The 11,619-nt window shown below is 35.8% G+C and carries 10 protein-coding genes and 1 pseudogene; 8 read left to right on the top strand and 3 right to left on the bottom strand.

All coding sequences use genetic code 11. The features are described from left to right. Nucleotides 1-50: 50 nt before the first annotated feature. Nucleotides 51-1,253 (bottom strand): MFS transporter, encoded by a 1,203-nt coding sequence (locus FS802_RS09915; RefSeq protein ID WP_000503277.1) that lies wholly within the window; start codon nucleotides 1,251-1,253, stop codon nucleotides 51-53. Between the two features lie 472 nt (nucleotides 1,254-1,725). Between FS802_RS09915 and FS802_RS09905 the strand changes: the two genes are divergently transcribed. The 8 genes and pseudogenes from FS802_RS09905 to FS802_RS09870 all read left to right on the top strand — a co-directional run. Then, a complete protein-coding gene (locus tag FS802_RS09905; protein WP_088107439.1) occupies nucleotides 1,726-2,814 on the top strand; it encodes a DUF871 domain-containing protein in 1,089 nt (362 codons plus the stop codon). A 76-nt stretch (nucleotides 2,815-2,890) separates the two neighbouring features. Then, nucleotides 2,891-4,831 carry a BglG family transcription antiterminator gene (locus FS802_RS09900; RefSeq protein ID WP_098654510.1) on the top strand — a complete coding sequence of 647 codons (1,941 nt, stop codon included), beginning with the start codon at nucleotides 2,891-2,893 and terminating at the stop codon, nucleotides 4,829-4,831. A 110-nt stretch (nucleotides 4,832-4,941) separates the two neighbouring features. Then, complete coding sequence (locus FS802_RS09895) at nucleotides 4,942-5,262, top strand: PTS lactose/cellobiose transporter subunit IIA (RefSeq protein WP_000131328.1); 321 nt, start codon at nucleotides 4,942-4,944, stop codon at nucleotides 5,260-5,262. Nucleotide 5,263: 1 nt separating this feature from the next. After that, nucleotides 5,264-5,569 carry a PTS sugar transporter subunit IIB gene (locus tag FS802_RS09890; RefSeq protein WP_000275639.1) on the top strand — a complete coding sequence of 102 codons (306 nt, stop codon included), beginning with the start codon at nucleotides 5,264-5,266 and terminating at the stop codon, nucleotides 5,567-5,569. Between the two features lie 79 nt (nucleotides 5,570-5,648). Next, nucleotides 5,649-6,959 carry a PTS sugar transporter subunit IIC gene (locus FS802_RS09885; RefSeq protein WP_001013046.1) on the top strand — a complete coding sequence of 437 codons (1,311 nt, stop codon included), beginning with the start codon at nucleotides 5,649-5,651 and terminating at the stop codon, nucleotides 6,957-6,959. Beyond that, nucleotides 6,935-7,213, top strand: a complete 279-nt coding sequence (locus FS802_RS09880) for a hypothetical protein (RefSeq protein WP_000900036.1) — start codon at nucleotides 6,935-6,937, stop codon at nucleotides 7,211-7,213. Before FS802_RS09885 ends, FS802_RS09880 begins: the two co-directional genes overlap by 25 nt. Continuing rightward, nucleotides 7,203-8,288, top strand: coding sequence for a DUF871 domain-containing protein (locus tag FS802_RS09875; RefSeq protein ID WP_098654511.1), 1,086 nt, complete (start codon nucleotides 7,203-7,205; stop codon nucleotides 8,286-8,288). Before FS802_RS09880 ends, FS802_RS09875 begins: the two co-directional genes overlap by 11 nt. 88 nt (nucleotides 8,289-8,376) lie before the next feature. Further along, nucleotides 8,377-8,550 (top strand): annotated as a pseudogene (locus tag FS802_RS09870) (HEAT repeat domain-containing protein); the annotation flags it as partial. Between the two features lie 49 nt (nucleotides 8,551-8,599). Here FS802_RS09870 and entC read toward each other — a convergent pair. Together entC and FS802_RS09860 are read right to left on the bottom strand one after the other, a co-directional pair. Then, the gene (entC, locus tag FS802_RS09865) at nucleotides 8,600-10,009 is read right to left on the bottom strand and encodes a cell wall-binding protein EntC (protein ID WP_098098304.1); all 1,410 of its coding nucleotides are present in this window, start codon (nucleotides 10,007-10,009) and stop codon (nucleotides 8,600-8,602) included. 448 nt (nucleotides 10,010-10,457) lie between these two features. After that, the gene (locus FS802_RS09860) at nucleotides 10,458-11,609 is read right to left on the bottom strand and encodes an ABC transporter permease (RefSeq protein WP_422851220.1); all 1,152 of its coding nucleotides are present in this window, start codon (nucleotides 11,607-11,609) and stop codon (nucleotides 10,458-10,460) included. Nucleotides 11,610-11,619: the final 10 nt, after the last annotated feature.

Genomic DNA, 11,619 nt, shown 5'->3' with positions numbered 1-11,619 from the left:
TATATATATGATGTTTTAGTTTAATTACTTTGAAATAGAACGATTTAACACTATCCAACGGCTTTTTCGTTTGTTTTATCGTTCTGCTTTTGTTTTCGTAAGCTTGTAATGTAAATGAACAGAAAAGCAATAAGTAATAGAGAAGAATAACGGTATACAGTCGCATAGTTTGTAAAATGTGCAATGAATCCGAAAATAATCGCTCCCGCACCAATTCCAAGGTCAAATGCTGAGAAGAATGTAGCTGTTGCGACTCCTCGTCGGTGCGGTGCTACTCGGTCGATCATCCATGCTTGTAGTGCAGGTTGAATCGCTCCAAAACCACTTCCGTAGCATGCTGCTGCAATAATTAAACTCGGAATGGTAGTTGTATACGACAATAAAATAATACCTGTAAACGTAATGATAACCCCTGGAATAATAACGAATGCATGACCTTTCGCATCGTATAACTTTCCAGAAAACGGACGAGTGACAGCGATTGCAAGTGCATTAAATAAGAAGAAGAGGCTTATATCAGCAATTCCGACTTCCGTAGCAAATAATGTAATAAAGCTCCCGATTCCGCCGTACATTAATGTAATACATAATATTAATAATGAAGGAAGTAAAGCTTTGCGCTCAATAAATCCATCGAGAAAAGTACCAGATGTTTGCTGTGGTGGTTGCGGCGATTTTTTGATTTGAAGTAGTTTCGTTAATATTAATGAAACAATTGTACATGAAAGTGCACATAAAAAAAGAATCGTGAAGTTATATGTTTGCATGAGCCAAAGTCCGATAAGTGGACCGAGTGCCATTGCAATCGTTCCGGAAAGGCCGAAATATCCCATGCCTTCACCACGGCGAGCTTGCGGAATTAAATCTGAAACGACAGTTCCATATGTAGTCGTTGTAATACCAAAGCCAGCTCCGTGTAAAATTCGCACGGCAAGCAATAGGAAGATGGTTGAAGCGAAAAGATAACTACCCATAGCGAGTAAACAAATAGCAGTACCGATCATTAAAATGATTTTTTTATTAAATTTTTGCAAGGCATTTCCAGTTAGCGGTCTAACAAAAAGTGCCGCCACGGTAAACATGCCTACAACAAATCCGATATTGGAACTTGTGCCGCCAATTTCTTTCACATAAACAGGTAAAGTAGGAATTAACATTTGAAACCCTAAAAACATACATAAGTTTGCAAAAATTAAAGCGACAAACTCTTTCGTCCATAACGATTCTCGTTTTACGAGTATTGCTTCTCCCATATATTCATCCCCTATATAAAATTTTCCCGCTATTAACGGGCAGTAAAACTCCCACCTCAAAATCCGGCTTGAGCAAAGAAGTTAGGTGGGAGATCAACTGCCCGTAAATGCCCGATTGGTTCAACTAATAATCAGTGGGGGATGAACACCCCCCTCACTGATTAAAGTTTCACTTTATCTCTTTTCTTTCGAGTATATGTATTGGTCAATGTAACAGTCAAGGAAGGTGCCTTGAAAACGTATAACAATTTTCGAGGTGGAAAAACTGACAAATTTGTGTAAAAGCTACACAACTATGAAAAAAAGTTGTAAAGTATAGATGTATAGACTTGTAGTTGTTATGAATGATAGAAATTGTTTTTTCTTTAAAGAAAGCGGATTCAAAAAGTAGTGAATGAGAAGGGGATATATACTTTTTCACTACATACATTTGAAAAGGTTTACAAAACAATGAAGAAAGAGGCGTGTACATATGAGACGATTAGGTATTTCTATTTATCCAGAACATTCAACGGTAGAGAAAGATAAGGAATATTTAACATTAGCAAGTAAATACGGATTTACTCGTGTATTCACATGCTTATTGTCTGTAGATGGAGAAAAAGAGAAAATTATAGAAGAGTTTAAAGAGACAGTCTCTCATGCAAATGCATTAGGGTTCCAAGTATTAGTTGATATTAGTCCGTCTGTCTTTACACAATTAGGTATTTCATATAATGATTTATCGTTCTTCCATGAGTTAGGAGCGTACGGCATTCGTTTAGATGTCGGTTTCTCTGGTTTAGAAGAATCGATTATGACGTACAATCCATACGGCTTAAAAATTGAAATTAATATGAGTAACGGTACGAAATATGTAGATAACATTATGAGCCATAGACCAAACCGTGAAAATTTAATTGGTTGCCATAATTTTTATCCGCATCGTTATTCAGGATTATCATACGATCATTTCATTAAATGCTCGAAACAATTTAAAGATTACGGTATGAGAACGGCTGCGTTTATTTCATCCTTTGATGCAACGTACGGACCTTGGCCAGTAACAGAAGGCTTATGTACGTTAGAGCAGCATCGTGAATTACCGATGACAACACAAGCGAAGCATTTATTTGCGACAGAATTAATTGATGATGTTATTATTGCGAACGCGTATGCATCAGAAGAAGAATTACAAGCACTAGGTGCATTAAATAAAGAGAAACAAACATTTGATATAGGATTATATGATACAACAACAGAACTAGAAAAAATTATCGTATTAGACGAGCCTCATTTTTACCGCGGGGATGTATCTGAATATATGATTCGTTCGACACAAAGTCGTGTGAAATATAAGAAAGAAGAGTTCAAACCGCATAATACACGCGAAATTAAACGCGGTGATCTTTTAATTGATAATGAACAGTATGGTCAATATAAAGGTGAATTACAAATTGCTTTAAAAGATATGGTGAATACAGGAAAAACAAATGTAGTTGGCCGAATTGTGGAAGAAGAAATTTTCTTATTAGATTATTTACAAGCATGGGATAAATTCGGATTTACATTAAAGAAATAGATAAAATGAAAAAGGAAAAAACTACTGACCTCAGCAGTTTTTTCCTTTTTATATATAAATTGTGAGAGGAAGAGCTATGACAAAAGTGCATCAGCGATTAATTTCTATTTTAGAGGAGTTTTTAGAAGAGAAATCGATGTTAAATCGAGCTTTTTTAGCGAGCCGTTTACATGTATCAACGAAGACGATTCAAAAAGATATAAAATTATTAAATGATATATTGGAAGAAAACGGAGCGAAAATTGAATCGCAAAGAGGGACTGGATACGAACTAGAAATTATACAAACGAAGAAGTTTGAAGAGTTTTGCGTGGGTCTATTTCAAAAACAGACTGAAAAGATCCCGACTTCTTATGAAGAAAGGATAGCGTACATCCTGCAACGTATTGTAACGACAGAGGGATATGTGAAGCTTTCACAGTTAGCAGAGGAGATTTATGTGAGTAAATCGACTGTAAATTTAATTATGAAAGATGTTACAGATATATGTGGTCGTTATCAATTACAAATCGAAAAGAGACCGTATTATGGTATACGTATTGTGGGAGAGGAGTTTCATATTCGTTCTTGTTTATCACAATATGGTTTACCGCGTTATGACCATACTCCGTTTCATGAGCAATTTGAGCAGAGGGATACATATTTATCGTTACCTCATATCCCACTTATCCGTTCGGTTATATTAAAGTATATCGAGGGAGGAACGATATATTTATCAGATATTGAAATTGATAATTTAGTCATTCATATTGCAATTGCAATAAGGCGTTGTGAAGATCAACATTATATGAAAGGACTGAATACGGAGCAATCAGAACTCATAATAAAGAAAGAATATACAATTGCGAAAGAGATTGTAGGGGATTTAGAGAAAGAGTTGTATCTTTCATTTCCAGAAGAAGAAGTTTTATATGTGACGATGCATTTATTGAGTACTGCTGTTACAGCGAGAGATCGTTATGAAAATGTGGAAGAACTATTAGGGAAAGATCTATATGCATTTATGCAACATATTCTTTTTAAAGTAGCGGAAGAACGGAATCTTATTTTTTATTATGATGAAGAATTATTATTTGGATTTGGTGTTCATTTAAAAACGTTATTAAACCGTTTGAAGTATAAGTTAAATACGAGAAATCCTCTTTTGGCAGAAGTGAAAAAGAATTATCCGTATGCTTTTGAAATTGCGGTTCTCGTTGGAGATATAATTGGTGATTATACGGGAGAATCGATTCCGGAAAGTGAAATTGGTTATATTGCGATTCACTTCGGGGGAGCGATGAGTCGTTTACAGGAACAGAATCAAAAGAAAAGATGTTTACTAGTTTGTGCGACTGGTCAAGGAAGCGCCCAGCTATTGAAATATAAAATTCTATCACAGTTCCGAGATAAATTAGAGATTGTAGGGATTACAGGTTATTATCAATTGAAAGTGGAAGACCTTTATAAAGAGAAAATAGATTGTATTATTAGTACGATTCATATACCGAGTGGTTTGCCTGTGCCTGTTATAAAAGTGAACTCAATATTTGATGATAAAGAGATTAAGTCAATCGGTCAGCAGTTGTTTACGCATGTGAATACTAGTGTGCAGCAGTATATAAAGGAAGATTTGATCTTTTTAAATCATAGCGCTTCTACGAAGGAAGAGGTTATCCAATTTTTATGTGAGAAAGCTGCTGAGAAAAACTATGTACCAGAAAAATTTTATGATTCTGTTAAGGAAAGAGAGAATACATCTCCTACAGCCGTTGGGAATTTAGTTGCAATTCCACATCCGATGCAGTTATTAAGTGAGAAAACATTTTTGATGTTTTGTACACTTAATAAAGCGGTTGACTGGGGAGATAAGAAAGTACAAGTTATTATTTTATTTAGTGTAAAGCGCAATAATAATGAAGATTTACAAAAGCTTTATGATTTTTTATATGATATTATGTCTAGTCAGCATACGATAGAGAAATTAACTCAGGCTGGAATGATTGAAGAATTTCAAGAGATTTTAATATCGTTTTGAAAAAGTATATAAAAACTTCCGTTACACAACGGAAGTTTTTTATGTTTAATTGTATGCGTTTTCATAATAAGATAACAATATAGAAAAAAGATAGCTTGGGGGAATTTAAAATGACTGATATGCAAACTCCATTTGCGTTAATTTTACATGGTGGCAATGCGAGAAGCGCGGCGCTTGAAGCAATTGCTTTTGCAAGACAAGGAGATTTTGAGAATGCGAGTGAAAAGATGACACTTGCTAGTGAAGAGATTTCAGCAGCTCATCGCATTCAAACAGACTTAATTCAAGAAGAAGCAAGAGGAAATCATGCAGAAATCAGTTTACTGTTAGTACATGCACAAGATCATTTAATGAATGCAATTACAGTGAAAGAACTTGCTGAAGAATTTATTACTCTTCATAAACGAGTAGAAGAGAAAGTGACAGTATAAGATGTACATTTTATTATGTTGTGCAGCAGGCATGTCAACGAGTATGGTTGTAAGAAAAATGCAAGAAGAGGCAAAGAAACAAGGGAAGGATTATAAAATTAAAGCAGTTGATTCAGAACTTGTGAAACTGGAAATAAAAAATGCTGATGTTGTTTTAATCGGACCACAAGTGAAGTATTTGTTTACAGCGGTACAGTTTCTTGCGAAGTCATACGATATACCGGTTGCAATAATAGAACAAAGAGATTATGGCATGTGTGACGGTTTAAAAGTACTGAAACAAGCAGAACAATTAGTTTTAGCATAATTATATTTTTTTAAATATAAACATTATAATGTTATAACTTTTTGTTCTTGCGTAGTAAAGAGAAAGAGGAGGGGTATTGATGAATGGTTTTATGAGTTTTATGGAACAAAAGATTATGCCAACAACGCAAAAGATTGCAGGACAACGACATTTATTAGCAATTCGAAACGGAGTTATTTCTACATTGCCGTTAACGATTGTCGGATCATTTTTCGTTATCTTTTTAAATTTACCAATTGATGCATATATGGAATGGATTGCACCATTTCGCCATATTTTAGATATTCCATTCCGGTTTACAGTAGGTTTAATGGCGTTATACGCAGCATTTGGGGTAGGAGCTTCACTCGCAAACTTTTATCAGCTCAATCAGTTAAGTGCAGGGTTGTTATCTGTACTCGCCTTTTTACTAGCATCAGTTGAACCAATTCAAATTACGAAAGCTGTACCAGGTGTTATTGATGCAGGAAGATACATTTCAGTAGGAACATTAAGTGCAACGTCTTTATTCGGCGCAATTGTTACAGCATTAATTGCAGTAGAAATTTATCACTTTATGATTAAGCATAATATCTCGATTAAATTACCAGACAGTGTACCACCAGCAGTTGCAAACTCGTTTGCAGCATTAATCCCAACTTTAGTCGTTATTCTTTTATTCTGGGGTATTCGTTACGGTTTAAAATTCGATGTGAATACAACAATCACATATTTAATCGCACCACTAAAATCAGTATTAGTAGGAAATAATTTATTCGGCGGTTTATTAACAGTATTCTTAATCGTGTTCTTCTGGTCATTCGGTATACATGGCCCTGCGATTTTAGGACCAATTATTCGTCCGATGTGGGATTCAGCAATTCTTGAAAATATGGAAGTATTCACAGCTACAGGAAATGCACATCAATTACCAAACTTATTTACAGAACAATTTATTCAATGGTTCGTATGGATCGGTGGATCAGGCTCAACATTAGCTTTAGTTATTATGTTTATGTTCTCTAAATCTAAATTCCTAAAAGAGTTAGGTAGATTATCATTCGTGCCAGGTTTATTCAATATTAACGAACCGATTATTTTCGGGGCACCAATTGTAATGAACCCAATTTTAATTATTCCATTCGTTATAACACCGTTAGTGACAACGACAGTATCATATTTCGCAGTTGTTTCAGGCATGATTCCGCTCATGATGGCGAAGTTGCCATTTACGATGTTAGCACCAATTGCAGCGATTATTAGTACAGACTGGACAATTATGGCTGGTGTACTTGTACTTATTAACTTTGTTATCTCATTCGTTATTTACTACCCATTCTTCAAAATGTATGAGAAACAACAATTAGCAGGAGAGGAGAAAACAGAATGCTCGGAGCCATTATCATCTTAATTACATTCGTAGCGGGGCAGTGTATTGCACATTATTCAAAATGGGTACAAAGTAAATCTTTATTAGTGTTACTACTCGTATCAATTGTATTTATCGGTAGTTCAATGGGTGCCTATGTAATGTTGGGGTTACAATCACCGTACGTAATCATTGTACCAACGATTTTATGTGCAACATGTTTATCTGCAAAATATAGATTTACGAGCATGGCATTAATACAACGTGTGAAGGAGATGCAAAAGCATGGAGCGTAAATTAGGGATTTCACTTTATTCAGAGCATTCAACGAAAGAAAAAGATATGGTATACATTTCGGCAGCGGCACGCCACGGTTTTTCAAGAATATTCACATGTCTATTATCTGTGAATCGACCGAAAGAAGAGATTGTAGCTGAATTTAAAGAAATTATTAATCATGCAAAAGATAATAATATGGAAGTTATTTTAGATGTAGCTCCGGTAGTATTTGATCAACTTGGTATTAGTTATAGCGACCTATCATTCTTTGCAGAGTTAGGTGCAGATGGTATTCGTTTAGATTTAGGTTTTGACGGATTAACAGAAGCAAAAATGACGAATAATCCGTACGGCTTAAAAATTGAGCTAAACGTAAGTAACGATATTGCATACTTAGAAAATATTCTTTCGCATCAGGCGAATAAACCAGCTTTAATTGGTTGTCATAATTTCTATCCGCAAAAATTTACTGGTCTTCCGTATGATTATTTCATTCGCTGTAGTGAACGCTTTAAAAAACACAGTATTCGTACGGCAGCCTTTATTACGTCACATGCAGCCGACATCGGTCCATGGGATATTAATGACGGATTATGTACGTTAGAACAACATCGAAATTTACCGATTGAAGTACAAGCGAAACATTTATGGGCAACAGGGCTTATTGATGATGTTATTATCGGAAATGCTTATGCGAGTGAAGAAGAGTTAGAGAAACTAGGAAACTTAAATCGTTACATGTTACAGCTAAAGGTACACTTTGTAGAAGAAGCGACTGAAGTAGAGAAGAAAGCGACACTGCAAGAATTACACGTAAGACGCGGCGACATAACAGAATATATGGTACGTTCTACAGAAGTACGTAAAAAGTACAAAGACTATGACTTCCCAGTGCGCGAAAGTGTACGACAGGAAAGAGGGCAAGTTGTAATTGGGAACAACTCATTTGGTAAGTATAAAGGTGAACTGCAAATCATTCTAAAAGAAATGCCGATAGATGAACGGAAAAATATTGTCGGTACAATTGCGGAAGAAGAGTTATTCTTACTAGATTATGTAGGAGCTTGGACGCAGTTTACTTGTGTGGAATAGGGGAGGAGAGGATGCTATGGCATCCTCTTTGTTCTGTTGAAATAGTAATCTATCGTATATAGAATGCAAAGAGATAGATTTAATTTGGACGGGAGAGAAGGAGATTGTCATCGCTCTTCGTTTTTTACATAAGTTTGTTAATCATGAAGAAGTTTTAAAGGCGTTTGATAAAGTATATAACAAACGAGGGAACTTATTTATGTCAGAGCGAAAGTGGATTCGGGATCATATTAGTTACTTTCAAGAGAAAGTTAGAATGTGAGAATCAAAAAAAGAGTCAGCCTCAATGAGACTGACTCTTTTTATACGAACTAGTTTAATACTTTAACTGTAACTGTTTTACGTCCCCAGTTACTTGATGTACCTTTATCAGGCATTAAAACGTCGATTTTATTTCCTTTAATAGCTCCACCAGTATCACCAGCGATTGCTACTCCGTAACCTTCAACCCATACTTTTGAACCTAATGGAATTACACTTGGGTCAACTGCAATAAGTTTCATGTTTGGATTAGCTGTTAAGTTATGACCTAAAGCTGATTTTACTTGGTCGCCTGCTTTATAACCATTTTCAAGTGGGTCTGCTGTGTAAGCTGTTGCTACAACACGTAGTTCACGAGAAGATGATGGTGCACTTGTTTCAGTTTCTTTTGCAACAGGTTGTTGTGTAGCTGGTTTTTGAGCTTTAGCCGTTTCACGAGCTTTAGCTGCCTCTTGAGCTTTAGCCGCTTCACGAGCTTCAGCTGCTTCTTGAGCTTTAGCCGCTTCACGAGCTTCAGCTGCTTCTTGAGCTTTAGCTGCTTCACGAGCTTTAGCTGCCTCTTGAGCTTTAGCCGCTGCTTGAGCTTCAGCTGCTGCCTCGGCTTTAGCCGCTTCACGAGCTTTAGCTGCTTCCCCGGCCTTAGCTTCTGCTTGAGCTTCAGCTGCTGCCTGAGCTTTAGCTTCTGCTTGAGCTTTAGCTGCTTCACGAGCTTTAGTTGCCTCTTGAGCCTTAGCTTCTGCTTGAGCTTCAGCTGCTTCACGAGCTTTAGTTGCCTCTTGAGCCTTAGCTTTTGCTTGCGTTTCAGCTACTTCACGAGCTTTAGTTGCTTCCACAGCTTTAGCTGTATCTTGAACTTTAGTTGTTTTTTCCACTTTAACTGCTGGTTGAACTTTAACTGGAGCTTTACCTGTTAAGTAAGGAACATGAACATAAGCTGTTTTTCCGTTATATTCAAATTGAATCCAGTCATTTTGCACTTGGTGTGTTGTTTCGATTACGTCATCCTGTTTCAACTTACCAATAATTTCTGAGTCTGTGTTTGCACCAGCACGTACGTTTAATACGTTTGCTGTTACGTAGTAAGTGTCTTTTGTATAGTCAGCGCTAATGAAAGCTTCTTTACCGCTATTCAATTTCACTTTTGACCATCCGTTTTCTGTATGTAAAACGTTAACTTTATATCCATCTAATAACTTTCCGACAACTTGTGATTCAGTAGTTGGGTTTTCTCGTACGTTTAGTACGTCAGTTGTTACAATCGTTTCTGCTTTAGCAGATGTTGTGAAAATCCCAAGACCAAAAACCGCTGCTGTTGCTATACCCATAAATTTTTTCATAATAGCCTCCATTGCATTTGTTTTCGTTGACCTCATTATAGCAACCATTATTTTCTTATTTGCGGAAAACACAAAACTACAAAGCATTCGTAACGGGTCATTAATATTCTGTAATAATTCCAGTAATATCCTAAAAGCGCTTTCTTATAGGTGTTAGGGGAGGTTATAGCATGTGATACATAAATATGAGAGTATTTCAATTTCTAATAGATTAATAATGTTTCTGTAGTGTTACATAAGTTTTTCGTATATGTTACAAAAGTGGGGTATTTCAGTATTGTAACGTAGAGATAGTTATGTAATAATAACTATTTTGGTTGTGTAAATATATATATGAGGTGAAAATCAATGAAATATCGCCATAATTGTTACAAAATAAGTCGAGGTATGGAAAAAATTACGCCTTGATTTTAGGTCATCACATATTATTTTTGCAATAATAGGATTCTATAATAGCTTTAGTACGCTAAAATAATTAAAGGTGTTGATAACGTGAAACATATATAATAGTAGAAACACGATTTAATAGATAAATAAAAAACGTAGGAGTTTACACTCCTACGTTTTTTATTTACTCATATCGTAAACATTCAATTGGATCAAGTTTTGCAGCTTTGTTCGCTGGTAGTAAACCGAATGCAATACCGATTAGCATTGAGATACCTACTGAAAGAAGTCCAAGTTCTTTTGAGATAACGAGTGGCCATCCGGCAAAGATTGAGACGATCCAAGCGAAGAATATACCGAGCATGAATCCGATGAAACCACCGAGTCCTGTTAAAATACAAGATTCAATTAAGAATTGTGTTAATACTTTACCGCGCGTTGCACCAAGTGCTTTACGAATACCGATCTCACGTGTACGTTCTGTTACAGATACAAGCATGATGTTCATTACACCGATACCACCAACAAGTAAAGAAATAGCAGCGATACCACCGAATACCATTTTCATCATACCGATGGACTCGTCTAATTGCTTCGTAAATTCACCTAAATCTTGTGCTTCGAATTTATGCTCAAATTTAGGAGCTTTCATTTCGTTTAAAACAGAAGCAGCTTGTTTTTCTACACTTTTACGTTCTGCTGGCGAAGTTAATATTAATCTTACAGAGTCATACTCAGTTACTCCTGAGATTACAGGAGCGTTTTCAAGTGATGTATAACCTTCTGACATAGCCATTCCGAAATCATTTTTTGCTTCATACACACCGACTACTTTATATGGTTTTCCTTTTATATCAGTATATAAATTTGATTCCCAACCATTAAACAATTTGTTGAAAGCTTCTTCATTTAAAATAACAGCAGGAATTGCTTGCTTTAATTCACTATCATTTAATTCACGACCGTGAACTAATTTTATTTTCGCATCTGTCATGAAGGCGCCTGTTCCACCTTTTAAATCAAGAGAGACATCTTTTGAACCAGAAGATGCTTTTACTTTCATACTTACATCTGGATACACATCTTTAACACCAGGAACAGCTTGAAGACGTTTTAACATATCAGCTGTAATTTTGGCACTATCAGTTCCGTAATCAGGGTTGTTGTAGTAAATCGTTACTTCAGTATCTTTTCCTTGGCCTAACTCTTTTTTAAACTTTGCGTTTGTACCATCACCCATTGAGATGATAGTAATAATGGCACTAATACCGATAATAATACCTAACATCGTTAATATAGAACGCATTTTATGGGCAAAGATAGAGGAAAGGGCCATGCGTATATTT

This window comes from Bacillus sp. DE0042 (assembly GCF_007680225.1).
Classification (GTDB): domain Bacteria; phylum Bacillota; class Bacilli; order Bacillales; family Bacillaceae_G; genus Bacillus_A; species Bacillus_A wiedmannii.
The sequence above is the reverse complement of the archived record's forward strand: the minus strand, read 5'-3'. Positions and strand labels throughout refer to the sequence as shown.